Source organism: Rhizobium sp. SG2393 (assembly GCF_042610495.1).
In the GTDB taxonomy this organism is placed as follows: Bacteria; Pseudomonadota; Alphaproteobacteria; order Rhizobiales; family Rhizobiaceae; genus RU20A.
In genome coordinates this window covers 12,741-36,000 of record NZ_JBHGAP010000010.1, presented here as the reverse complement: position 1 = coordinate 36,000, position 23,260 = coordinate 12,741, and the positions used below count along the sequence as shown (strand labels likewise).

Here is a 23,260-nt window from a genome sequence, read left to right as displayed (position 1 = left end):
GTTACACCTCCCCGCGTACGGTGCCGAAGGTCATGCCGACCAGCAGATACTTCTGGAAGAAGTAGATGAAGAGCACGGGCGGCAGGATGTAGATCGAGGTCAGCGCCGAGATGAAAGTCCAGTTGAGACCCCCGTCCGAATAGGCGCCGACGGCGAGCGCATAGGGGATGTTCTGGGTCGATACGCCCCCGATGATGAAATTGAACAGGAATTCGTTCCACACGAAGATGATGTTGAAGATGAAGGCGGCGATCAGCCCCGGCTTCACCTGCGGCAGCACCACGCGGAAGATGATGTGCAGCCACGAGCCGCCATTGACTCGGCCGGTCTCGTCGAAGCGCGTCGAGACGCCGTCGAGGAAACCCTTCAGGATCCACACCGAGAAGGGGATCGAGAACATCGCATAGAAGAGGATCATCGCCAGATGATTGTCCTTCCAGCCGAAGGCCACATACATGAGGTAGACCGGCAGGATGACAGCGGGGCCGGGCAGCATGCGGATCGAGAGCAGCAGGAACATCAGGAAGTCCGTGCCCTTCGGCTTGAAGCGCGAGAAGCAGAAGGCGGCGAGGAAGGACACGAAGACGGCGATGACCACGGCCGTCACCGACAGGATCACCGAATTGGCGAGCTGCAGCAGGAACGACGTGTTGGTGGCGAAAAGATCCGCATAATTGGCAAGCGTCGGCGTGAAGACGAGCTTCGGCGGCGTGGCGAGAATGTCCTCGCGTGTCTTGAAGGACGACAGGATGATCCAGGCGACCGGCGAGAAGAAGATCAGCGACACGATCCACAGCACGACGTGATAGAGGCGGGCGCGAAGGGTCTCGGACATGTCAGCGTCCTTTCCGGCGACGGTTGAGGATGAAGATGAACATGGAGGTCATCGCGATCGAGATGAGGAGCAGCAGTACCGAATAGGCGGACGACCAGCCCATGTTGAAGCTCTCGAAGCTCTGCTTGTTGAGCTCGACGGCGACGAGGCGCGTGGTCTGGCCGGGGCCGCCCTTGGTCATGGGAATGATGAGGTCGAGCGTCTTGAAGCTGTCGATGGTGCGAAGCAGGATGCCGAGCATCAGGATGAATTTGCCGTGGTGCCAGATGACGAGTGAGACGCGCTTCGGCCAGGAGAGGCGATCGATCTCGGCCGCCTCCAGCTCTGCCTTCGGCACGGAGCCCAGCGCCGCCAGCGTCATCAGCGTCATGAAGGGCGTCCACATCCAGCAATCGACGGCGAGCACCGCCCAGAAGGCGATCTGCGGATTGCCGAGGAAATCGATCGTCCCGGTCGGCGACATCCAGCCGACGAGCGCATTCAGCACGCCGAAGGTCGGGTCGTAGATGAAGCGGAAGAAGGTGCCGGTAGCAACCGGCGTCAGCACCATCGGTGTGAAAAGCAGCGTCAGCGCCAGGCGCCGGCCCGGCATGTCCTTGGAGCCCCAGAACAGGAAGCCGAGCAGGATGCCGAGCGTGGTCTGGACCAGCACGCCGACGCCGACAAAGGTGAAGGTGCGGCCGAGATCGCCCCAGATGCCGTTGCGGTTGCGGAAGATGTCCTGGAAGTTCCGGAAGCCGAAGAATTCCGGCGGCATGCCGTTCAGAAGCGAGAACTTGTGGAAGGACAGGCCCAGCAGCCACAGCGTCGGGATCGTGTTGAACACGATGAAGAAGGCGAGCACCGGCGCCAGAAGCGCGAAAATGATGACGCGACGATTGTCCTTGAAGGCGGACTGGCCGGGTGATGACGCCATTGTCTTCCATCCGTCTTGGCATCGCGGATCCGGGATGGCCCCGGCCGGACGATGCGGTCAAATCTGTCCGGGCCTGCGGCAAGCCGATCGGTCCGGCGAGGCGAGGGCGCAGCGCATCGTTCCGTCCTCGCCGGACGGGTAAACCGCTTTGCCGTCATTGAGCCTGTGGGGGTGGCGGCGGCCCGCAATGGGATTGGCGAACCGCCGCCGGGAGAGACCCTTTCAAAAGCCCGCCGCCCTTTCCGGGCGACGGCGCTTCGCATGCGGCAGCCCCTTAGAGGCTGGTCGAGCCGCAGGCGTCGGACGGGGCGGTTGCCGCCGTGCCGTCGTCGTAGAGGATCTGCTGCTGCTGGCAGGCGATGTAGTCGAGCGCCTGCTTGGCCGAGGCCGTGGTGCCGGTCATGTAGGAGGTGAAGCCCTCCTGCTGGACCGCCAGCATTTCCGAGTAGCGCGGGTGGTGCCAGAAGTCGCGCGAGCGGCCCGTTTCCAGCATGAACTTGTAGGCGCGGTTCCACGGATTGATCTTGTCGAAATCCGGGCTGGAAAGCGTCGCCTTGTCGGTCGGGTTGCCGCCGCGCTTGGCAAATTCCAGCGTGGTTTCCGGCAGATACCACCAGTTCATGAAGTCGATGGCGACGCGCATCTTGGCATCGTCATTGAAGGCGTTGATCACCCAGGGCTGGCCGCCCATGCAGTAGACGCGCTTTGCTTCCGCGCCCTTGCCGAACTTCGGCGGCGGCACGACGAGAACCTTGTCCTTGTTCTCCGGCGTGATCATGGCGAGGCCGACGGCGGCCCACTGCAGGCAGGTCGCGACCTTGCCCTGCGTCCACACGTCGATTTCCTCGGCAATGCCGAAGTTCGTCGCGCCCGGCGGCATGTATTTCAGCCAGGACTTGTAGAGTTCCATGGCCTGGGCATTGGCGTCGGTGTTGAGGATGCCCTCGACCTGGCCGGTCTTCGGATCCCAGATGTCGCCGCCGCGGCTCCACATGATCGACAGCAGCGGGCAGGTGCAGAAGTCATAGACGCGGCTGTACTGCCAGGCCGCACCCCAGAGGCCCTGGTCCGGACGCGTGAAGAACTCCATGATCTTCTCGTAGGTCTCGGCGTCGAGCTCTTCATATTCCTCGAAGGTCGAGGGCAGCTTGATGCCGTACTTGGCCTTGAAGGCTTCCTGTTCCTTGGGATCCTCGACGAGGTCCTTGCGTACGTAGAGTGCCTTGGTATCGCCTTCCTGCGGCAGGCCCCAGATGTCCTCGCTGCCGTCGGGATACTTCATGTAGGTGTTGACGACGGTGTCGGAGTACCAGTCGAGCTGCAGGTTCTTGTTCTTGGCAATGATGTCGTTGAGCTTCAGGATCCAGCCCGGCTTGGCGAGCGCGCCCAGCCACTGGCTGTCCGAAATGATGATGTTGTATTCCTGGCTCTTGGTGGCGAGCGAGGTGGCGGCCTTCTGGAAGAGGTCGGCGAACGGCGCTTCTGCGAAGCCGAAGGTGACGTCGTAGCCGTACTTCTCCTTCACGTAGTCGGCAAACAGCGGCGACATCTTCACGCCCAGCGAAGACGGCAGCCAGCCGGCAATGCCGAGGATGTTCATGTCGATCTTCTTGCCGGCGAGCGGGTGGCTCTCCTGCGCCTTCAGGCGATTGATGAAGGGGGCAGAGAACGCGCCCGTCAGGCCGGCCACCGCCGCGCCCTTCAGAATGGTTCTGCGCGGCACGACAAAGCGCGTGCCGGTCTTTCCACCGGAATCTGCAGTCATTGGGATCTCCTCCAAAAAACCGCCCACGGCTCCTCCCGCGGCGGCGATGTGTGACCTTCGCGGTTCCTCAACCGGTCACTTTGACATTTGTTGATGATGATCCGTATTTTGTCAAGTCGAAGGTGGGGAGTGCCAAAGAATTCTTGTTTTGCAGTGCGTTATGAGGTTGCGGTGCGGGAGGAATGCACGGTCTCCCCATAGGAAGCGCCCTCGCGCTGACGTCTGCGCGAGGGATATGACAGCTTAAGGAGGCGACCGGCTTTAGCCGAGGTTGATGGGGCTGCGCGTCATCGCAACGTCAAGCCACCATCGATCGTAATGATCTCGCCCGTCGTGAAGCTCGATGCATCCGAGGCGAGGTAGACGGTGGCGCCGATCAATTCGTCCACGGTGCCGATGCGGCCCTGGACGGCGCCCTTTTCCCAGTACTGGTTGACGACGTCGGGGTGTTCCTTCGAGACCTGGTCGGTAAGTTCGGTGCGGATATAGCCCGGTGCGATCGCGTTGACGCGGATGTTGTGCTCGGCCCATTCGGTGGCGAGCGCCTTGGTCAGCATGTGGACGCCGGCCTTGGAGACGTTGTAGGCGGCATGGCGGAAGGGCCAGTTGACGATGCGGCCGGACATCGAGCCGATGGTGATGATCGAGCCGGTGCGGCGGCTGATCATGTGACGGCCGACATCGCGCGACATCAGGAAGACGCCGTCGAGATTGGTCGCCATGGTCTTGCGCCAGCTGTCGAGCGGGTAGTCCTCGGCGTTGCCGGGATAGATGATGCCGGCATTGTTGACGAGAATGTCGATCTGGCCGAACGCCGCGATTGTTTCCGCCGTCAGGCGTGCGACGTCGTCTTCTTTCGAGACATCCGCCTGGATGGCGATGGCACGACCGCCGAGTGCCTCGATCTCTCCTACCACTTCGGCGGCGCGATCGGCGGCCTGCGCGTAGTTGACGACGACGGCAGCGCCTTCTTCCGCCAGCCCGATCGCCAGCGCCTTGCCGATGCCGCGTGCAGCTCCCGTGACGATCGCAACGCGCCCGGTCAGGTCGAACCGGTTTTTCTTTGTGGTTTCAGCCATGGTTTCCTCCCCGCTGATTTTAATGTTTCTATCCGGCAGCCCGTCAGGCCGCCGTCTTCGCCTTCAGGACGTCCTTGACGAGATGTTCGGCGGTGCGCACCGCCTGGGCGACGATGGTGAGTGACGGGTTGAAGCCGGTCGAGCTCGGCAGGAAGGACGCGTCGACCACGTAGAGATTGTCGACGTCCCAGACGCGACAGTTCGTATCCAGAACCGAGGTGGCGGGATCCTTGCCGAAGCGTGCCGTACCGCACTGGTGCATGGCAACCGTGATATCCATCTTCTGCGTGATGATCAGCGGATAGCCGATCGAGCGCATCAGATTTCCCCAGTGGGTGACGAGATCGCCGTGGGACTTCAGGTTGTTGGGCGTGTAGCTGACGCGGATCTTGCCGTCATTGTCGAGAGTTACCCTGTTGTTCGGATCCGGCAGGTCTTCCGACATGATCCACCAGTCCACGGAGCGGGTGGTGAACCAGTCCATCAGGAAGCGCGGCGCCCATTTGAGATTGGCCGTCAGCATCCCGCCCTGCAGCTTGCCCAGGCCCTGTACGTTGCCCATCGGATAGGGCTTCACCGCGTTGGCCAGGTAGAAATCGTTGATGCAGAGCGATTTCTGGAACTTCACATTGTTCTTGCGCAGCGGGTTGATGGCCATCATGGCCGTGTTGTTGTGGGCCATGTAGTTGCGGCCGAGCTGGTCGGACGAATTGTTGCCAAGCCCGCGCTTGTGCTTGTCGTTGGCCGAGCGCAGCAGCAGCGCGGTGGAGTTGATTGCGCCGGCCGAGGAGATGAAGAGATCCCCCTCGATGGTGCGCTTCTGGCCGCCCTGCGTGACCTCGATCGCCACCACGCGCTTGCCGGAGGCATCGGTCAACAGGCGCTCCACCTTGGTATCGAGCACGAGATCGACGCGGCCGGTCTTCAGTGCGGGGCCGACGAGGCGGACCTCGGAATCGTTCTTGGCGCCCAGCTTGCAGGCAAAACCGTCGCAGGTCGCACAGCGGATGCAGGCGCCGCCATCGTGCCGGTCAATGGCGATGGGAAGGGGGAAGGGGCGCAGGCCCTTCTTCCTGAGCTTCTCGGCAATCGCCTCGATTTCCGGCTCGTGGCCGATGGCAGGGTGGGGCATGGGGCCGGAGCGCGGCGGCTCGATCGGATCCATGCCGGCCGTGCCATGGGTGCCCATCAGCCGCTCGGCAACATCATAGTAGGGCGCGAAATCGGCGTAGGAAACCGGCCAGGCCGGCGCCACGCCATCCTCATGTTGCAGTTCCTCGAAATCCTGGGTGCGGAAGCGTACGGTGGCTGCGCCGAAAAACTTCGAATTGCCGCCGACGTAGTAGTAGGTCGAGGGGTTGAACTCCTTGCCAGACCGGTCACGCCATGTTTCGCGTGTCGTGTACTTCTTGTCGTGGAAGACCGCCTTCACCGACCAGTTGTCGGCCTCGCGCGGCAGATAGTTGCCGCGTTCGATCATCAGGATGCGCGCTCCCGTCTCGGCAAGCCGGTTCGCCATTGCGCCTCCGCCGACGCCCGCGCCGACGATCACCACATCATATTGCCTGTCGATTTCCTGCATCGTCTTTCCTCCTCCCGGTGACCGGCAGCCACAGGCGGACAATCCGCGCGGGCCGGCAGGTCTTCTCGGTCGATCCTCACTCCACAGCGCCGAATGACGGCGCCCTTGTCATCGAATGTGCGGCCTTCCCGGCTGCGGGGTCACATCACCGCGCCGACCTGCCACGGCACGAATTCATTGTCGCCGTAGCCGAGTTCCTCGCTCACCGTCTGGCGCCCTGAGGCGGTTTCCAGAATGCGGGCAAAAATCCGCTCGCCCAGTTCCTCGATGGTCTCGCTGCCCGTGACCACGGTGCCGCAATCGAGGTCCATGTCCTCTTCCATGTGGCGGAACATTTCCGAATTGGTGGCAAGCTTCAGCGACGGCGCCGGCTTGAAGCCCGACACCGACCCGCGCCCCGTGGTGAAACAGATGATGTTGCAGCCGCCTGCCACCTGGCCGGTCACGGCGACCGGATCGTAGCCGGGGGTATCCATGAAGACGAGGCCCTTGGCCGTTACCTTCTCGGAATATTCGTAGACCGCCTCCAGCGTCGTGTTGCCGCCCTTGGCAACGGCACCGAGCGATTTTTCAAGGATGGTCGTGAGGCCGCCTGCCTTGTTGCCGTGGGACGGATTGTTGTCCATCTCGGCATTGTTGCGGGTGGTGTAGTCGCGCCACCAGTCGATGCGGTCGAGCAGTTTCTGCGCGACCTCCGGCCGGGCGGCGCGGCGCGTGAGCAGGTGTTCGGCGCCGTAGATCTCCGGCGTCTCCGACAGCACCACGGTGCCGCCATGCCGCACGATGAGGTCGGCCGCATGCCCGAGCGCAGGATTGGCGGAAATGCCGGAATAGCCGTCCGAGCCGCCGCATTCGAGCGCGACCACAATGCCGGAGGCGTCCTGCTTCGTGCGCTCGGCCTTGCCGACGATCGGCATCATCTTCTCGACCGCTTCGATCCCTGCGGCGATCGTCTTGCGCGTGCCGCCGGTCGCCTGGATGGTCAAGGTGTGCAGCCGGTCGCTTTCCGCCAGCCCCTCGCGCTCCAGAAGCGCTGGGATCTGGTTGGTCTCGCAGCCAAGCCCGATCATCAGAACGCCGCCGACATTCGGGTGCGTGGCATAGCCCGCGATCGTGCGGGTCAGGTAATCGTAACCCTCGCCTTTCGTGTTGAGCGCGCAGCCGCCGCCGTGGGTGAGCGCGATGACGCCATCCACGCCTGGATAGCGATCCATCACGCCGGGCGCGGAAAAATGCGCGCAGACGGCGCGCGACACCGAGGCGGAGCAGTTGACGGAGGAGATCACGACAATGAAATTGCGCGTGCCGACGCGGCCATCCGGGCGCTTGTACCCCATGAAGGTGGCGCGCTCTTCCGGCGCCAGCAGGTTGACGGGCTTCGCATCGACGCAGAAAGCGTAGTCGCGGCCGAACTCGCCGACGGTCAGATTGTGCACATGAACATGGTCGCCTGCCGGAATGTCCTGCGTAGCAAAGCCGATGATCTGGCCGTATTTCATCACGGCATCGCCTTTGGCGATCGATTTCAGGGCAATCTTGTGGCCGCGCGGGATCATCCGCAGCGGATTGACGCCATCGATTGCGCTCGTTTCACCGGGGCGAATGGCCGAGCGGGCGACGGCAACATTGTCGGCCGGATTGAGCAGGATGATCGGCGAAATCGCCGGGGTGGCCGCGGGCGAGGGGGCGGTCGTTGCGTCTGCACTCATGATGTCACTTTCTCCGTCTCCTCGAGGAAGATGCCTTCCCCTCGGGCAATCAGCCCCGCCATGACCTCGAAGGAGGTCTCAAGATGAATGCGCATGGCAAGTTCGGCCTGGTCCGGCTTGCCACGCTTGATCGCCTCGACGATCTGGCGATGCTGCTCCGTCACGCTTTCCAGATGGCCGGGGATCGGCGAGGAAAGCTGGCGCATGCGGTCCAGGTCGACCTTGGCCATCGAGATGAATTTCCAGATCCGGCTGATGCCGGAGCGCCGCGCAATGGCGCTGTGCAGCGCATCGTCGGTGTCGATATAGGTTGTGTGCGCCTTGCGGGCCACGATCGCATCCATATGCGCAATGATCGCGTCGAGTTCGGCCGAGCTTGCGGGATTGTCGATTTCGGCGGCCCGGCGCACGCTTTCGACTTCAAGGGCGCGGCGGATGATGAAGCCTTCCTCGGCGGTCTTGACGGAGATACGGCTCACATAGGTGCCGGAATGCGGGATCACGTTGACAAGGCCCTCGTCGGCGAGCTTCTGCACGGCTTCCCGTACCGGCGTACGCGACATGCCGGTGGCAGCGCAAATCTCCTTCTCGACGATCGCCGATCCCGGAGCCATCTCCAGCATCATGATCGAGCGACGAAGCTTCTCATATATCTGTTGCGCCTTTTGTGTTGGCTTCTCGTCCATGTCCACACCCTTTCCGCGATGAAATTCGCACATAAGTCGCGAAATGGCAAGGACACGAAAGGGTCGATTGACAAACTGATATATTGGTTGCAGGGTGCAGCGCATTGAGCGACCGGCACGATCAGTTGGTCTCGGTCCACGCAGGAGATGTCAGACATGGTTTCGAGCAGAACGCATACCGGACCCGGAGCGCCACGGTGAGCACGATCAACTATCTCACCCGCATCGAGTTTGGCGAGGGCGAAATCCAGAAGCTTCCCGTCTTCCTCGCCGAGCTCGGCATCAAGCGCCCGCTGATTGCCACGGACCGTGGTCTCGTTGCCACCGGACTTGTCGCCCGCATTCTGTCCCTCGTTCCTGATGCCGTTGTCTATGATGGCACACCGGCCAATCCGACGGAAGAAGCCGTTCTCGAGGCCTATGCTGCTTATGAAGGCGGCGCCTGTGACGGGATCGTCGGCATTGGTGGCGGCTCCTCGCTCGATCTTGCCAAGGCCGTTCGCATCCTGACCGGTCACCCCGCGCCGCTCGGCCAATATGCTGCGGTCAATGGTGGCGTGAAGCTCATCCACAACCGCATCTGCCCGCTGATTGCGGTGCCGACCACCTCCGGCACGGGGTCCGAAGTCGGCCGCGCCGCCGTCATCATCACGGCGGATGGTCGCAAGCTCGGGCTTCTCTCCCCGTTCAATCTGCCGACGATCGCGCTGTGCGATCCCGAACTGACCTATGGCCTGCCGCCGAAGCTGACGGCGGCGACCGGCATGGATGCCATCTCGCACTGCCTCGAAACCTACATGGCGCCGGCTTTCAACCCGCCGGCCGAGGCGATCGCGCTCCATGGCCTTGATTGCGGTCTTTCGGCCATCGAGACGGCGACGGCCGATGGCAGCCACAAGGTGGCGCGTCGTGACATGATGATCTGCGCGCTCGAGGGCGCCATGGCGTTCCAGAAGGGTCTCGGCGCCGTGCATGCGCTGACGCATCCGCTCGGCGCAATCCGGTCGCTGAACCTGCATCACGGCACGCTGAACGCGGTGCTGATGCCTGAGGTTCTGCGTTTCAACCGCCAGGCCATCGGTGCCAAGTGGGACGTGCTGAAGGCGCGCATGGGTGGCGAGCCGGATGCCGTGATCACGGCGCTGAATGCCCGGATCGGCATGCCCTCCGGCCTCAAGGAGATGGGCGTGACCGAAGCCATGATGGAAGAGGTGTCGCATGCGGCGCTGAAGGATCATTGCCACGCCACGAATCCACGCCTCGCGACGCAGGAAGACTATCTCGACATTCTCCGCCGCTCCGCCTGAGGTTGGGCATTTGCAGCAGGATGCCGTTCGATGCCAGTGACAGGACGACCATTGCCATGACCATCTCTTCGACCACGCCGCGCCCGATCGGCACCACGGGTCTGACGATTACCGCGCTCGGCTTTGGAACTGCGCCGCTCGGCGGCCTTTATGCCGATGTCCCGACCGCGCAGGCTGTGGAGGTCATCCAGGCGGCCTGGGATGCCGGCATCCGCTACTTCGACACCGCGCCCATGTATGGTCTGACCCGGGCCGAGCATCTGGTCGGCCAGGTTCTGCGTGACCATGAAGGGTCGTTTGCCCTCTCCACCAAGGTCGGGCGGCTGATGACCAACCAGCGCGCCGGACGCCAGCTTCCGCCCGAGCCGCCCAAGAACCCGCTGGACCCCGGCTGGTGGAACGGTCTGCCGTTTCGCGAGGTCTTCGATTACAGCTACGATGCCATCATGCGCAGCTATGATGACAGCCAGCAGCGCCTTGGCATGCGCAAGATCGATCTCCTCTACGTCCATGACATCGGCCGCGTCACCCATGCGGACCTGCACGACCACCACTGGGGCCAATTGACCAGGGGCGGCGGCTTCCGCGCTCTCCAGGAACTGAAGGCTGCGGGCGACATCAAGGGCTTCGGCCTCGGCGTCAACGAGTGGGAAGCGATCCGCGACGCGCTGGAGGAAACCGATCTCGATTGCTGCATGCTGGCCGGGCGCTATTCGCTCCTCGACCGGGATGCAGCCGATACCTTCCTGCCGCTTGCGCAGAAGCGCAACGTGGCGCTCGCCCTCGGCGGCGTCTACAATTCCGGTATCCTTGCCGCTCCGAAGGGCGGCCGCCGCAAGTTCAACTATGCCGATGCCGATCCGGTGGTGGTCGCGAAGGTCGAGGCGCTGCGCGAGGTCTGCGAGCGCTACGACGTCCCGCTCGCCGCCGCTGCCATCCGCTTTCCCATGCGCCATCCGGCCGTGACGGCTGTCGTCATTGGCGCCAAGACAGCCAGCCAGTTGCGCCAGAACGTCGAGTGGTTCGACACGCCGCTGCCCGATGCGATCTGGGGCGATCTCGATGCTGCGCTCGCCTCCGTCAGACCCTGAACAAGACCCTATCTGAGGAAACAACCATGCTGAAATCCATCAATCCGCTGCTCACCGGACCGCTGCTTGCCATTCTCGCCGACATGGGCCATGGCGACGAGATCGTCATCGCCGACGCCAATTTCCCGGCCGATGCACTGGCCCAGCGCCTCATCCAGATGCCCGGCATTTCGGCGACTCAGGTCCAGGAAGCTGTACTGTCGCTGTTTCCGCTGGATGAATTCGTTGACATGCCGACGGCCGTGATGCGCGTACCGGAGGGCAACGGCCGGGCGCCCATCTACGACGAGTTCGACAAGATTTCTGCCGACGCGGAAGGCAAGCCCGTTGGCCTCGAACTCATCGATCGCTTTGCCTTCTACGACCGCGCCAAGGAGGCCTATGCCATCATTTCGACGGGCGAGCGGCGGATCTATGCCAACATCATCCTCAAGAAGGGCATCATCCGCGCCTGACCGGGCGGCGGCCGGTCGCACCGGTCGCCTTCCATCCGTCATCACCCTTGAGAGGAGAAACGATGCTGGACGCCCATCAGCATTTCTGGACCGTTGAACGCACCGATTACGGCTGGCTGACGCCGGATCTGACCCCGCTGTTTCGCGACTTCGGGCCCACCGATCTGGCGCCGCTTATGCGTCATGCCGGCATCAACCGGACCATTCTCGTGCAGGCCGCCGAAACGGAAGCCGAGACGGATTACTGTCTGCGGCTTGCGCGCGAGACGGATTTCGTCGCGGGCGTCGTCGGCTGGCTGGACATGCTTGCGGAGAAATTCGTCGACCGGCTCGACCATTATCAGGCGCAGCCGAAGTGGATCGGCCTCAGGCCCATGCTGCAGGGGCATGACCCCGCGATGATTTCCAACGGCGCGTTCCGCGCGGCGCTGAAGGAAGTCGCGCGTCGCGACATCCCCTTCGACATCCTGACCTTCCCGCGCCACCTGCCTGCGATCCGGGCCGCGCTTGCCTCTGCGCCGGGCCTGCGCGGCATCATCGATCACATCTCCAAGCCCGACATGACGAAGCCCGACATGGGCGAGTGGTCCGAGAATATGTCGGCAATCGGCGCGCTGCCCAATATTCTCTGCAAGATTTCCGGTCTCGTCACGGAAGCCGGTCCTGACTGGACCATCGACCGCATTCGTCCCTTCGTGCGCCATGTCGCCGATTCCTTCGGCCCCGACCGCCTGGTTTTCGGCACCGACTGGCCGGTATGCACGCTGGCCGCGACCCACGAGCAGGTGGTGGACCTCGCCAAGTCGCTGCTTGGCGAAATCTTCGCTGCCGACGATCTGGCGAAGATCTTCGAGAAGAATGCCGTGCGCTTTTACAAATTGCCGGCCTGACCCCACCTCATGCCGGCAGCAAAACGCCTCCTGCGTCCGCAGGAGGCGTTTTGCATCGGGAGGTAATGTGAGCTTAGCGCCGTTCAGATTTCGCCGAAGCGTGTTTCCTCGCGGGAGGGGTCACGCGCGATGATTGCCTCTTCCTCATCGTCGGGAAGTGCCTCGTCGCTGCGCTCGTAGGCATCCTCCTCGTGCCGGCCCGGATTGACCCGGTCTTCTGCGGCCTCCCGTTCCATGTCGAGCTCTTCTGAGGAGACTTCGAAGGGCGCGGCTTCAGGATCCCGGTCGCGGCGCTCTTCGGGTGGCATGCGATTGAGTTCGGCCGCAATTGCGGGTTCCGTCAGTCCATGCCCTGCTTTTTGATCCAGCGTCATCTCGTCGCTCCGCGTTGATGGTTGGGTGTGCCTTCACAACGCCGCTCGCGCCTTGCGGTTCCGCGCCCTGAATTCGGGTATGGAACCTTCGTTCGGGCCAGGGGGTTAACCCGGCAGTGCAACAAAGGAGCCCGCCATGGACCGTCCCATGATCCCCGATACCGACAGCGATGACCTGCGCAGCCGCCCGGCCACGGGCAATGACGCTGGCAAGGCCGTACCCCCGACGCCCCGCGGCGCACAGGGTGAGGGCGGCGATGAGCTGGCGCCCGACGATCTGCCCCGCCACGACGCCATGCGCGAAGCTGCGCGGCTTCGCGCCGATGGCGACCAGTTCCTCGTCAAGACGGATCTGGAAGACCAGGACCAGCGCGACGCCGCACCCGGCACGCGCGAACAGCCCTGAGGCCTGATCCCCAAAGTACGAAAGCCCCGTCTCCGGACCTCCGGAGGCGGGGCTTTTCATATCGGCTGGGGGAAGGCTCAGCCCGTCTTCTTCTGACGCTCCCGCGCCTCGATGCGGACGTCCTCGCTCGTGGCCCATTCGAGATTGCCGGCATAGCGCTTTGAGAGCTGGCCGTGATCATCCACCGCCAAGAGGTGGAGCCAGCCCTGGTCGAAGAGGGCGCGAACCTGGGGATGGCGGCTCAAAATGTCGGTGATCGCCTCCGTTGGCGCCTCCACGGCCACGGTGAGCCGCAGCGGATCGTGGACGAAATCGACGCCGTCATGCACGGATTGCCAGGGCAGGCCGGCGCGCAGGTTTCCGCCATTGCCTTCGACCACGCCAATACCGCCGACGACATTGTGCAGCAGCTTGTTGCCCGCCCCGAAGAGGGACGGGGCAACGGCGGAGCCGAAATATTGCAGGCTGATCCAGCTCGCCACGACGACCGGCGCCGTGAGGATGAGTTCGAGAATGCGGAAACCCTCATCCTTCTGCCAGGCATAGTCATGCAGGAAGGCCTGGCCCTGAAGAGCCCTTCCTTCCGTGCGTGAGCGGGGCGCGGCGATGAAGGCCCGGCAACCCGCAAGACCGAGTTCGGGGCGTACCTCCGACCAGTCGCGACTGCGCCGGCCGAGCGCCGATGCGCTTGCATGCGGCAGGCGCAGCGCCCGCTCCGCCCGCGCAAGGCCGCCGGCCTCCGCCAGCCAGCGCCGCAGCTGCTTGCGCTCCTTCGCCTCGATCGACTGGGCGAGATCGGCGTCAAACAGCGTGATCGCATCGGTCGTCGTATCGTGCAGGCCGCCGATGAAGACGGTGTCGGCGGGGATGTCGATGCCGTCAGCCTTCAGCGCCGTGCGCACCTCGCCGTCGTTGAGGAGGCCCGCGAGCAGCCGCGCATTGACATCGCCGGAATGCCCGCCGCAGGCGCCGCAATGCAGCGCGCTCGCATAGGGATTGTTGACGACATTGGCGCCATGGCCGCAAATCAGCACGAAGCGTCCGAAACCTTCGGTGAGCGACATGGCGTTGAGTACGGTCCGGGCCATGGTCGACCGCGCTCCGAGATCGAGCGACGGCGCAAAGCGCGGGCGTGCCGCTTCCGGCCCCTTGCCCTTGCCGAAGCCCAGCCCATCGCGCAGCAGCTTGCCGGCATAGACCGGCCCCATCGCCTCGACGAAGGCGAAGGAGGAGACGGCGGCGAGCTTGAAGCGACCCCAGGCCCGGATGGCGCGCGCGCCGAACCGCGCCTGCCGGTCCGCCTCATCGCCCTTTTCCACTTCGCTGCAGCTGAAGACGGATGGTTTCAGCAGAACCGGCAGCCGGTGTTCGGCGATATCGGAGGCGAAGGCCTTATGCTGCGTGCCGAGCCCGAAGAAGCCGGCAAAGCCGAGCGTCCGGATGCCGGGATCGACGCTTTCCAGCGCGCGGCGGAAAACTTCCGAGCGGACGTCGATGCAGAAGGCGGCTTGCAGAAGGGGCCGTTGCGGTGCCGCCCGTGCGGGGACGGGTGCGGCAAGCGTGGCCGCGAGCTTGCGCTGAGCGGCGCGTTCGGCAGCCAGTTGCAGCACGCCGTCGATAATCATGTCGGGATCGGCGGCAAGCGGTGCGGTGTGCCGGCGCCGTACCTGTTGCCAGTCCGCATCGATCACGGCCCGATGCTGCTTCAAGAGAGCCTCCTCGAAGACGAGGCGGATGGCGAGCAGCTCCAGCGCGGTCGTGTCGCTGCGTCCGGCGATCTCGGCGGTGAACTGGATGTGGCGGGAAAACTGGGCCCAGCCGCCGAGGCCAAGGAGAAGCTGGTGGAAATAGGTGCCGGGCGTGGCGCCAAGGCCGAGCGAGACGGCGGCCCGTTCGATCATACCCTCGGGCGTTTCCGGCGTGTCGGCCACGTGGCTTCCGAAACCCTTGAGGCCAAGGATTTCGGGCGTCAGATCATGGGTCGCGAAGGCGCGCCAGGCGGCGTAGAGGCCGTTGCGCCGCGAGGCCGCCCAAAGCGCCTGCCCCTCGTCGAAGAAGCCGGCCGCAAAGGTGCCGATCCGCTCCGTCACGAGCCCCGGCCAGTCCTTGTTCGTGGCGCGCGCCGCCAGGTCCGCAACCGTCGGCAGGGCCGAGACGGGGGCGGCTTCCCTGGTCAGGGCATCCTTCAGGGCGGCGAGATCGAGGGTTCCGGCTTCCGGGTATGTGGCGAGCGCGTCCAGAAGGTCCGCATCCGTCATGTCGCCGGCGGCGATCTTTGCCGCCATCTGGCGGCGGGGAAGGGCCAGCCGCACGCCGGAAATCCGGGCGAGCCGCGCGGCGGTCTGTTCCAGCGTTTCGCCCGTCTGGCCGACGAAGGGATTGACGGCGACCGTCGCCGTCAGCGGCCAGGCCGGGGGGATCGCCCGCACCGCCTGATCGGCCGCGCGTGCCAGAGCTTCGCCATGCAGGCTGTTCGGCTGAGAGATCTGGGTCATCGGGTCACTCCTTCACGGCGGCGGTTTCAAGGGCAGGGCGGTCGCGGGACGGGCGGGCCAGGGCCCAGCCGTCGATCAGGCGATCAAAAAGGGCGTTGACGTAGAGCCCGTTGGCGAGATGGACGCGCAGGCCCGCTGCTGCCGGGTGATAGGCCCAGAGCGGGAAGAGCGACTGCGCAATGGCCACCGTGCCGAAGGTGACGACGGCGAGCAGCATCAGCGTCCATTCGAGCGCGCCCGGCGCGGGGGTTGCCGGCAGCGTGCCGTGGAGCAGTCCGTCGGCGAGGCGTTGCAGGCCGAAATAGGCCGTGGCGGCCGAGATCGCGTAGAGCGAGGTCCGCCAGGTCAGCGCGCGCGGCGCGGCATCCGCCAGCCCCTGCGCGATGAGGTAGGCGACGCCGAAGATGAGGATTGCGCCGAGCGCCAGCGCCTGCGGGGGCTTTTCGGCAAAACCGAAGAGCACGCCGATCGCGGCATAGATCGCGAGCGCCAGCAGGAACGCACGCCCGACCGCCCGCGCATCCGGGATGGCCACGGGGCCGGGCCGCTTGATGGAGGCGACCGTTTCCACCGCGGAGCCTGAGGAGAGGAAGGCATGCGCCTTGTAGAGCGAGTGGGCGACGATGTGGAGCAGCGCGATCGGGAAGAGCGCGAGACCGCATTGCAGGATCATGAAACCCATCTGCGCGACCGTCGACCAGGCGAGCGAGGATTTGACCGCCGGCTGGGTGAGCATGACGACGCTGCCGAAGATGGCGGTGAAGCCGCCGACCATGACGAGAACGGCGAGCACCACCGGCGCCTGCAGCATAACATCGGCAAAGCGGATAAGCAGGAAACCCCCGGCATTGACGATGCCCGCATGCAGGAGCGCGGAAACCGGCGTCGGCGTTTCCATCACCTCCGTCAGCCAGCCATGGGTCGGAAACTGCGCGGACTTCAGGAGCGCGGCGAGCGCCACCAGCGTGGCGGCCGGCACGGCAAGCGACAGGCCTTCCCCGGCGCGGGCGCTGGCAAGGATGGTCGCGATGTCACCGGTGCCGAAGGAGATGGCAAGCAAGACTGCTGCCCCGATCAGCGCGGCATCCCCCGTGCGTGAGACGATGAACTTCTTGCGGGCCGCGCGCCGTGCGGCGATCCGCTCGGGGTAGAACAGGAGGAGCTGGTGCAGGCAGAGGCTGGTTGCGATCCAGGCGACAACGAGCTGCAGCAGCGTGCCGGATTGCACGAGCAGAAGGACGGCTGCGAGCGTCGCCGTCATCCAGCCGGTAAACGGTCCCTGCCGCGCCTCGCCATCCAGGAAAGTGCCGGCATAGCGCAGCACCAGCCAGCCGATGAAGGAAACGAGAAGCAGCATGATGAGACTGACGAGATCGAGCCGCGTAGCGAGCGCGACAACCCCGTAGCCGATGGCCGGGCCCGTGCCGGGACCATAGGCGTAAAGCGCGACGCCCGAGAGGATGGCGACCAGCAGGGCACCGAGCGCTGCGAGTTCGGCGACGAGGATGGCGCGGCGCGGGCGCAGGCCGGGCGCGCGGAAGGCATGGACGGACGCGCCGAGAAGAAGCAACGGCGCCAGCAGCGGCAGGGCGGGTATCAGGGCCTGGATCATGACGGGTCTCCAATCTCGACCGCAGCCCGGGAGACGGCCGCGGCGACTGGAGGAAGCGAATAGCAGCCGCTTAAATCCAATAAAAATTCATTGTTTATCGCAATTCGTTCTATAAAATAGAATGATGCCGGAGCTGAATTACCACCACCTGCGCTATTTTCGAGCCGTCGCCCATGACGGGAACCTGACCCGGGCGGCCGAGCGGCTGAACCTGTCGCAATCGGCACTCTCCATTCAGATCAAGCAGTTGGAGGCGCGTCTTGGCCATGCGCTCTTCGAGCGACGCGGCCGCCAGCTCTACCTCACGGAGGCCGGCCGCATCGCGCTCGACCATGCCGACGCGATCTTCTCGACGGGCGACGAACTCCTCGAGACACTGCGCGAGACCGGGCGCGGCCGTCGCGCCATCCGAATCGGGGCGCTGGCGACGCTGTCGCGCAACTTCCAGATCGAGTTTCTCCGGCCGATTCTCGGCCGCGCCGATACTGACATGATTCTGCGCTCGGGCAGCACCAGCGAGCTTCTGTCGGCGCTGGAAGCCCTGAACCTCGACATCGTGCTCCTCACGCAGCCGCCGCGCACCGATGCGGTGACACCCTTCATTGCGCAGGAAATCTACCAGCAGCGCGTGAGCCTGATCGGCCGCCCTTCCGATCGCGCGCCGGGGGCAGGGCTTTCGGACCTTCTCAGCGATCATCCGGTGATCCTGCCGACGCTGGAAAGCGGCGTGCGCGCCCAGTTCGAGGCACTCGTTGCGCGGCTCGGCATCACGCCGCAGATCGCGGCCGAGGTCGATGACATGGCGATGATGCGTCTTCTGGCCCGCGAGGGCGTGGGGCTCGCCGTGCTGCCGCCGATCGTCGTGAAAGGCGAGCTGGAGAGCGGCCTGCTTGCAGAATTCGATGCGCTGCCGGGCATGATGGAGAGCTTCTACGCCGTTACCGTCAAGCGCCGCTTTCCCAATCCGCTCATTCGCGCGCTTCTCTCGCAGGTGGCGTCGCAGCAGACGGGTGAGGAAACGGGCGCGCGCGTGATTGCCGGAGACGCCTGAACCGCGACTGAATGCACCCTTCAGCTTCTGTTCCAAAGCGGGCGTCTACAAGGGAGACGTTCAACCGCGGTCTTATCCGCCTGAGGAGACAGAAGTCATGAACCGCACGTCTTTCGTTGCCACCGCCCTCGTTGCCCTCATCGGCTTCACCAGCGCCGTTCCCGCCATGGCCAACGATGTTCGCATCGAGCAGTATGGCTGGTCGAACTCGGCCGGCGGCCAGCAGGAAGGGTATCGCAACCGGATCCGCACCTACCAGAATGGCAGCTACAACCGGATCGTTGGCCGCCAGAACGGCCGCCACAATCTCTCGGTCGTCGGCCAGGAAGGCTACAACAATTACGGCGCCACCTACCAGACTGGCAGCCGCAACTCCGCCGGCATCGGCCAGTTCGGCTCCAACCACACGACGATCCTGACCCAGGACGGCAATGGCAACATCGCCGCCGGCGTACAGGTCGGCCGTGGCTGCGACGCCAATGTCAGCCAGGCCGGCAACGGCAATGTCGCCGCCTTCGTGCAGGCCTGCGACTGAGCCACCACCCCTGACGCAGCACCGGTCGAGATCGATATCGTAACCTTCGGGAGATCACCATGCCAGACAGCGTCATCCATCCCCGCCGCCTCTTGACCCTCGCCGCGCTCGCGCTCATCCCCGTGGGCGCCATGGCGACCATGACGACGGCTGGGCAGGCAAGCGCGGACAAGCTCTGCACGATTGCGGCCACCCGCGAGGCCGGCATGATCCGCCTCGACGCGCAGGTTCACGCCAACAAGGCGCTCGCCGGCAGCTACACCCTGCAACTCGAAAAGTCCGGCGGCGGCGGCACCGCGACCATCAGCCAGGGCGGCGAATTCGACGCGAGGCCGGGTCAGGCCGTGACGCTGACCTCCGTCTCCGTGGATGCGAAAGGTACGCGCTACAAGGCGGTGCTGGATGTCGAAGCCGGCGGCAAGAGCTTTCGCTGCACGCGCCAGTCCGCTGACGACTGAGCCGGTCTTCGATCCGATCCCTACGCCTCCTCTTGCAAAGGGCGCCCGTCTGTGGCGCCCTTTTCCTATCGGCCGCATGCCGGTGGTCCCATCGCTGAACGGCAACTGAACGGAGAGTTCCGCCTGCATTCAGCCTGCCCATGGGAAAGTGGATCATCCGCAAAGGCAAGCCGCCACAGGAGATCACCATGGCCCGCACCCGTCTCATCAACCGCCTGTCTGTCATCCTGCTCGCCGCCGCGATCGGCCAGGGTGCCGTTGCCATTCCCGCCTATGCGGGCGGCAGTTTCTCGTTCAATCTCGCGCCGCGCAATGCGGATGAAGCCGGACTGCTCTCCACCGGCATTCGTGCCTATTCGCTCTATCGCGGCCTGAAGAGCGGCGAGATCCGCCAGCTGGGTCGCGGCAATGCCGCTGGCCTTTCGCAGGCTGGTCGGGGCAATTTCGGCTATATCCGCCAGCGCGGTGACGGCCATTCCGCCACCTTGCAGCAGACCGGCGACGACAACGCCTATGCGATCTTCCAGTACGGTCGCAACACACGCACCGACGTCATCCAGGACGGCAACGGCGGCAGCGGCGCAACCTTCTCCTACGGCTGGTAAGAGCCACGCTTCGTGGGCCGATCCGTCTCGCTACAGGCGGATCGGGCTTTGATGTCTCAAGGCTTAAGAGATTCCGTTCGGGTATCGGCCCGGCACCTGTTACAGGTTTTCAGTTCCATAAGACACCTTATCTCGCAAAACTGCTCCACGCGGCTCCGCCGGACCCACCCCGCCTGTCAGGCGGAGCTTGCCATTTGCACCACTTCAAGCGCCGAGCGGGTGATGAAGTGGGCGCCGATGCCTTGGAAGGCTTTCGGGGTTGCGATGACGGCGGGGCCGCCGACGGCCACGCGGGTGTCTCGGGTGGCCGGCGTGCTGTGGAGCCGGCGGATGACTTCGCTGCAGGCCGCCACCTCGTCGATACGGCCAACCGAGATGCCGAGCAGCGTGAACGGCTTGCGCGCCAGGCGATGGTAGAGGCCCTCGTCGATCTCCAGGTCGCTGCCGCCTTCCACGCCCCAGCCCATGTCGCGGAAACAGGATGCGACGATCGACAGGCCAAGCGTATGCATGGCGCCGGGTGTGCGGGCAAGCAGGATGCTCTTCTGCCTGGCTCCTTCTGCCTGGGGTGCGATGCTGGCATGGGACAGGTGGTTGACGATCATGCTCAGTCGGGTCGAGGCGACCGCCACCTGCATCAGGTCGGCTTCATCGGTGCACCAGAGGTCGCCAAGGCTTGCGGCGACGGGGGCGAAGAGATGGACCGCGAGCGTGCGCACCGGAACGCCGGAACGCTGCAGTTCGTCCGTGAAGGCGCGATGATGGCGTGGATCGACATCGGTGAGACAGGTGAGCAGGCGTGGACGGAAGGCGACGGCCTGATCGGTTCCGGGCATTTGCCGCGCGAGCGGATGCAATTCGGGATGAAAGAGGTGGTCATGGCCGATGCTGAGATCGCCGGCGCTGCGGATCATGAGCTCGGGGTGTCCCGCTCCCACGAGACCGGACACGGAGCCGCGAATGGCACGCTCCAGAAGTCTGTGGTCGCTGTCGCTCAGATGTGCGTCGCCGTCCGCGCCCTTTTGCGGCACGGTCGGTTCGCTTCTGACACCGGGCTTCACGCGTCCGGCGTCGTCTGAAGTTTCGTCGGCCATCTCCCCCTCCCGGTCCTTGGCCATGGCAACGTTTGACCGTTGTCCGGACGACCATAACGTATCAGCAGGCCCGCTGCCATACGCTTATCGATCTGGTCCCAAGGTCGAACATGCTGCGCATGGACGTTACCGTACCTCCGGATGCAGCACCGGAGCCGGACTTCTCTGACGGGCATGTACGCGGTTCCCGGCTTCCCGGACCATCGCGCCGACCGGCGGAAGCGCCTGCAGCACCTGTCTTTCGATGTCGCCTGCTGTCAGCTGTGCGGCGGCATACATTTCTTCGGGCGATCCCTGCGCGATGAAAAGGTCGGGCAGGGTCATCGTACGGATCGCGCCGCGTCCGTCCAGAAGTCCGCGACCGGCAAGGTGATGCAGCACCAGCGCGCCGAAGCCCCCTGTCGCCCCCTCCTCTACCGTCACCAGGAGCTGGTGGCCGCCATAGAGGCTCTCGATCAGCTCCGTATCGAGTGGCTTGGCAAAGCGTGCATCCGCGACCGTCACGGAGATGCCGCGCCGGCCAAGGGCTACCGCCGCCTCCAGGCAGGGGCCGAGCCGGGTGCCGAAGGAGAGGAGCGCTACCGTATCGCCCGTCTCGACAATCCGCCCGCGCCCGATGGGCAGCGGCTGACCGCAGAGCGGAAGCGGCTGGCCGGTGCCCTCGCCGCGCGGATAGCGAAAGGCGATCGGGCCGCTGTCGTGGGCCGCGGCGGTGGCGACCATGTGCATGAGCTCCGCCTCGTCGCTCGCTGCCATGACAGTGAAGCCCGGAAGGTTCGCAAGGTAGCCGATATCGAAGGCGCCGGCATGTGTCGGACCGTCTGCGCCGACAAGGCCGGCCCGATCGATTGCGAAGCGCACGGGCAGGCCTTGAAGCGCCACATCATGCACGATCTGATCGTAGGCGCGCTGCAGGAAGGTGGAGTAGATGGCGCAGAAGGGCTTCATCCCGGCGGCTGCCAGTCCAGCCGCGAAGGTCACGGCATGTTGCTCGGCAATGCCGACATCGAAGGCACGCTCCGGAAAGACGCGCTGGAAGAGATCGACACCCGTTCCGGCCGCCATGGCGGCAGTAATGGCAACGATGCGCGGATCATGCTCTGCCTCCTTCACCAGCGCGGTGGCGAAGACCTTGGTAAAGGAAGGGCCGTTCGATGGGCTCGCCACCTGCTGGCCGGTCTCGCGATCGAAGCGGCTGACGCCGTGATAGCGGTCGGCGGCCCGCTCGGCGGGCGCATATCCGGCCCCTTTGCGCGTGACGACATGCAGAAGCACGGGGCCATCGGCGGTATCCTTCAACCGCCGGAGCGTGGCGAGCAGCGTCGGAAGATCGTGGCCGTCGATCGGTCCCTCATAGCTGAGGCCGAGGGCGCTGAAGAGCGCCGCCGGCGTGCCCTGCGCGGTATCGGCGGCCTCGTGACCGTCCGTGGTATGCCGCAGCGAGGCGGTGAGCGTATCGAGATGCGCCGACAGGGCGCCGACCGGCGGTGAAATCGACATTCTGTTGTCGTTGAGGATGACGAAGAGGCGGCGCTTCGAGGCCCCGAGATTGTTCAGTGCCTCGAAGGCCATGCCGGCCGATAGCGCGCCGTCGCCGATGACGGCGATGACATCGCCACAATCGGCGCCAAGATCGCGGCCCGTGGCAAAGCCGAGGCCCGCGGAAATCGAGGTGGAGGAATGGGCTGCGCCGAAAGGATCGTGGGCGCTTTCGCTGCGGCGCGTGAAACCGGAAGGACCGTCCTTGCGGCGCAGCCGTGCCATGGCGCTGCGCCGTCCGGTGAGGATCTTGTGCGGGTAGCACTGATGGCTGACATCCCAGATCAGGCGGTCCTGCGGTGTGTCGAAGACAGCATGCAGCGCGACGGTGAGTTCGATGACGCCGAGCGACGAGCCGAGATGCCCGCCGGTGGCCGAAACGATCGCAACCGTTTCCTGGCGCAGTTCGCTTGCAAGACGCACGAGATCGTCGTCGTTCAGCAAGCGAAGATCCGCCGGTGCATGGATCCTGTCGAGAAGCGGGGACGCTGACGGCGTCGGTCTGTGGCCCATTGCGTTTCCTCCCGCAAGGCAGCCGCTCCGCATCCCTTCTGAAAGACCCCCGCCACGCAATGCGCCGGGGCCTTCCGGGGCGTTCTCCCGAACGCGGCACCATGACGCCATCATCGGAGAAGAATTGCGATCTGTAAACTTTTTTTTACACGAACGGCCGTGTTGTGCGGTGATGCCCCGCTTTCCTTGCGGCCGGGGCCTGAAAAACAAACGGCCGGCGCGGTGCCCCGTGGGCTCCGCGCCGGCCGGCGTCGCATCTATGC

General features: G+C 64.7%; 21 protein-coding genes. 9 read left to right on the top strand and 12 right to left on the bottom strand.

Annotated features, from left to right (window positions below; genetic code table 11):
• Position 1: 1 nt before the first annotated feature.
• The 7 genes from ACED18_RS17520 to ACED18_RS17490 form a co-directional block, all read right to left on the bottom strand.
• Complete coding sequence (locus tag ACED18_RS17520) at positions 2 to 835, bottom strand: carbohydrate ABC transporter permease (RefSeq protein WP_377294637.1); 834 nt, start codon at positions 833 to 835, stop codon at positions 2 to 4.
• A 1-nt stretch (position 836) separates the two neighbouring features.
• Entirely contained in the window at positions 837 to 1,751 is a 915-nt protein-coding gene (locus ACED18_RS17515) for a carbohydrate ABC transporter permease (RefSeq protein ID WP_377294635.1), read from the bottom strand.
• Between the two features lie 274 nt (positions 1,752 to 2,025).
• Entirely contained in the window at positions 2,026 to 3,516 is a 1,491-nt protein-coding gene (locus tag ACED18_RS17510; protein WP_377294633.1) for an extracellular solute-binding protein, read from the bottom strand.
• Positions 3,517 to 3,803: 287 nt separating this feature from the next.
• Entirely contained in the window at positions 3,804 to 4,595 is a 792-nt protein-coding gene (locus tag ACED18_RS17505; protein WP_377294630.1) for an SDR family NAD(P)-dependent oxidoreductase, read from the bottom strand.
• A gap of 43 nt (positions 4,596 to 4,638) precedes the next feature.
• Entirely contained in the window at positions 4,639 to 6,177 is a 1,539-nt protein-coding gene (locus ACED18_RS17500) for a GMC family oxidoreductase (protein ID WP_377294628.1), read from the bottom strand.
• A 140-nt stretch (positions 6,178 to 6,317) separates the two neighbouring features.
• The gene (locus tag ACED18_RS17495; RefSeq protein ID WP_377294626.1) at positions 6,318 to 7,886 is read right to left on the bottom strand and encodes a UxaA family hydrolase; all 1,569 of its coding nucleotides are present in this window, start codon (positions 7,884 to 7,886) and stop codon (positions 6,318 to 6,320) included.
• Positions 7,883 to 8,572, bottom strand: a complete 690-nt coding sequence (locus ACED18_RS17490) for a GntR family transcriptional regulator (protein ID WP_377294624.1) — start codon at positions 8,570 to 8,572, stop codon at positions 7,883 to 7,885. The genes ACED18_RS17495 and ACED18_RS17490 overlap by 4 nt, the downstream gene beginning before the upstream one ends.
• A 197-nt stretch (positions 8,573 to 8,769) precedes the next feature.
• Here ACED18_RS17490 and ACED18_RS17485 point away from each other — a divergent pair, with 197 nt between their 5' ends.
• The 4 genes from ACED18_RS17485 (at position 8,770) to ACED18_RS17470 (ending at position 12,315) form a co-directional block, all read left to right on the top strand.
• Complete coding sequence (locus tag ACED18_RS17485; RefSeq protein ID WP_377294622.1) at positions 8,770 to 9,879, top strand: iron-containing alcohol dehydrogenase; 1,110 nt, start codon at positions 8,770 to 8,772, stop codon at positions 9,877 to 9,879.
• 56 nt (positions 9,880 to 9,935) lie between these two features.
• A complete protein-coding gene (locus tag ACED18_RS17480) occupies positions 9,936 to 10,970 on the top strand; it encodes an aldo/keto reductase (RefSeq protein WP_377294620.1) in 1,035 nt (344 codons plus the stop codon).
• Positions 10,971 to 10,996: 26 nt separating this feature from the next.
• A complete protein-coding gene (locus ACED18_RS17475) occupies positions 10,997 to 11,425 on the top strand; it encodes an RbsD/FucU family protein (protein ID WP_377294618.1) in 429 nt (142 codons plus the stop codon).
• A gap of 62 nt (positions 11,426 to 11,487) precedes the next feature.
• Positions 11,488 to 12,315, top strand: coding sequence for an amidohydrolase family protein (locus ACED18_RS17470; protein ID WP_377294616.1), 828 nt, complete (start codon positions 11,488 to 11,490; stop codon positions 12,313 to 12,315).
• Positions 12,316 to 12,398: 83 nt separating this feature from the next.
• Here ACED18_RS17470 and ACED18_RS17465 read toward each other — a convergent pair whose 3' ends face one another.
• Complete coding sequence (locus ACED18_RS17465) at positions 12,399 to 12,689, bottom strand: hypothetical protein (protein WP_377294614.1); 291 nt, start codon at positions 12,687 to 12,689, stop codon at positions 12,399 to 12,401.
• Positions 12,690 to 12,825: 136 nt separating this feature from the next.
• Here ACED18_RS17465 and ACED18_RS17460 point away from each other — a divergent pair, with 136 nt between their 5' ends.
• A complete protein-coding gene (locus ACED18_RS17460) occupies positions 12,826 to 13,095 on the top strand; it encodes a hypothetical protein (protein WP_377294612.1) in 270 nt (89 codons plus the stop codon).
• A 77-nt stretch (positions 13,096 to 13,172) separates the two neighbouring features.
• Here ACED18_RS17460 and ACED18_RS17455 read toward each other — a convergent pair whose 3' ends face one another.
• Positions 13,173 to 15,590: a YbcC family protein gene (locus ACED18_RS17455; RefSeq protein ID WP_377294610.1), complete on the bottom strand. Its 2,418-nt coding sequence runs from the start codon at positions 15,588 to 15,590 to the stop codon at positions 13,173 to 13,175.
• Positions 15,591 to 15,594: 4 nt separating this feature from the next.
• Entirely contained in the window at positions 15,595 to 17,202 is a 1,608-nt protein-coding gene (locus ACED18_RS17450; RefSeq protein ID WP_377294608.1) for a proton-conducting transporter membrane subunit, read from the bottom strand.
• Between the two features lie 124 nt (positions 17,203 to 17,326).
• Between ACED18_RS17450 and ACED18_RS17445 the strand changes: the two genes are divergently transcribed.
• The 4 genes from ACED18_RS17445 (at position 17,327) to ACED18_RS17430 (ending at position 19,851) form a co-directional block, all read left to right on the top strand.
• Positions 17,327 to 18,253: a LysR family transcriptional regulator gene (locus ACED18_RS17445; protein WP_377294606.1), complete on the top strand. Its 927-nt coding sequence runs from the start codon at positions 17,327 to 17,329 to the stop codon at positions 18,251 to 18,253.
• A 97-nt stretch (positions 18,254 to 18,350) separates the two neighbouring features.
• Positions 18,351 to 18,788: a curlin gene (locus tag ACED18_RS17440; protein WP_377294604.1), complete on the top strand. Its 438-nt coding sequence runs from the start codon at positions 18,351 to 18,353 to the stop codon at positions 18,786 to 18,788.
• 59 nt (positions 18,789 to 18,847) lie between these two features.
• Positions 18,848 to 19,246 carry a curli-like amyloid fiber formation chaperone CsgH gene (gene csgH, locus ACED18_RS17435; RefSeq protein ID WP_377294602.1) on the top strand — a complete coding sequence of 133 codons (399 nt, stop codon included), beginning with the start codon at positions 18,848 to 18,850 and terminating at the stop codon, positions 19,244 to 19,246.
• 188 nt (positions 19,247 to 19,434) lie between these two features.
• The gene (locus ACED18_RS17430; protein ID WP_377294600.1) at positions 19,435 to 19,851 is read left to right on the top strand and encodes a curlin; all 417 of its coding nucleotides are present in this window, start codon (positions 19,435 to 19,437) and stop codon (positions 19,849 to 19,851) included.
• Between the two features lie 176 nt (positions 19,852 to 20,027).
• Here ACED18_RS17430 and ACED18_RS17425 read toward each other — a convergent pair whose 3' ends face one another.
• Both ACED18_RS17425 and ACED18_RS17420 read right to left on the bottom strand, forming a co-directional pair.
• Positions 20,028 to 20,945 (bottom strand): B12-binding domain-containing protein, encoded by a 918-nt coding sequence (locus ACED18_RS17425; protein ID WP_377294598.1) that lies wholly within the window; start codon positions 20,943 to 20,945, stop codon positions 20,028 to 20,030.
• Between the two features lie 126 nt (positions 20,946 to 21,071).
• Positions 21,072 to 22,997, bottom strand: a complete 1,926-nt coding sequence (locus ACED18_RS17420; RefSeq protein WP_377294596.1) for a 1-deoxy-D-xylulose-5-phosphate synthase — start codon at positions 22,995 to 22,997, stop codon at positions 21,072 to 21,074.
• Between the last annotated feature and the right edge of the window lie 263 nt (positions 22,998 to 23,260).

Coding starts and splice junctions, on each gene's coding strand:
- ACED18_RS17505 (WP_377294630.1), bottom strand. CDS start 4,595: ATGGCTGAAACCACAAAGAAAAACCGGTTCGACCTGACCGGGCGCGTT.
- ACED18_RS17500 (WP_377294628.1), bottom strand. CDS start 6,177: ATGCAGGAAATCGACAGGCAATATGATGTGGTGATCGTCGGCGCGGGC.
- ACED18_RS17470 (WP_377294616.1), top strand. CDS start 11,488: ATGCTGGACGCCCATCAGCATTTCTGGACCGTTGAACGCACCGATTAC.
- ACED18_RS17455 (WP_377294610.1), bottom strand. CDS start 15,590: ATGACCCAGATCTCTCAGCCGAACAGCCTGCATGGCGAAGCTCTGGCA.
- ACED18_RS17515 (WP_377294635.1), bottom strand. CDS start 1,751: ATGGCGTCATCACCCGGCCAGTCCGCCTTCAAGGACAATCGTCGCGTC.
- ACED18_RS17465 (WP_377294614.1), bottom strand. CDS start 12,689: ATGACGCTGGATCAAAAAGCAGGGCATGGACTGACGGAACCCGCAATT.
- ACED18_RS17445 (WP_377294606.1), top strand. CDS start 17,327: ATGCCGGAGCTGAATTACCACCACCTGCGCTATTTTCGAGCCGTCGCC.
- ACED18_RS17460 (WP_377294612.1), top strand. CDS start 12,826: ATGGACCGTCCCATGATCCCCGATACCGACAGCGATGACCTGCGCAGC.
- ACED18_RS17430 (WP_377294600.1), top strand. CDS start 19,435: ATGGCCCGCACCCGTCTCATCAACCGCCTGTCTGTCATCCTGCTCGCC.
- ACED18_RS17520 (WP_377294637.1), bottom strand. CDS start 835: ATGTCCGAGACCCTTCGCGCCCGCCTCTATCACGTCGTGCTGTGGATC.
- ACED18_RS17450 (WP_377294608.1), bottom strand. CDS start 17,202: ATGATCCAGGCCCTGATACCCGCCCTGCCGCTGCTGGCGCCGTTGCTT.
- ACED18_RS17495 (WP_377294626.1), bottom strand. CDS start 7,886: ATGAGTGCAGACGCAACGACCGCCCCCTCGCCCGCGGCCACCCCGGCG.
- ACED18_RS17425 (WP_377294598.1), bottom strand. CDS start 20,945: ATGGCCGACGAAACTTCAGACGACGCCGGACGCGTGAAGCCCGGTGTC.
- ACED18_RS17475 (WP_377294618.1), top strand. CDS start 10,997: ATGCTGAAATCCATCAATCCGCTGCTCACCGGACCGCTGCTTGCCATT.
- ACED18_RS17510 (WP_377294633.1), bottom strand. CDS start 3,516: ATGACTGCAGATTCCGGTGGAAAGACCGGCACGCGCTTTGTCGTGCCG.
- ACED18_RS17490 (WP_377294624.1), bottom strand. CDS start 8,572: ATGGACGAGAAGCCAACACAAAAGGCGCAACAGATATATGAGAAGCTT.
- csgH (WP_377294602.1), top strand. CDS start 18,848: ATGCCAGACAGCGTCATCCATCCCCGCCGCCTCTTGACCCTCGCCGCG.
- ACED18_RS17440 (WP_377294604.1), top strand. CDS start 18,351: ATGAACCGCACGTCTTTCGTTGCCACCGCCCTCGTTGCCCTCATCGGC.
- ACED18_RS17420 (WP_377294596.1), bottom strand. CDS start 22,997: ATGGGCCACAGACCGACGCCGTCAGCGTCCCCGCTTCTCGACAGGATC.
- ACED18_RS17480 (WP_377294620.1), top strand. CDS start 9,936: ATGACCATCTCTTCGACCACGCCGCGCCCGATCGGCACCACGGGTCTG.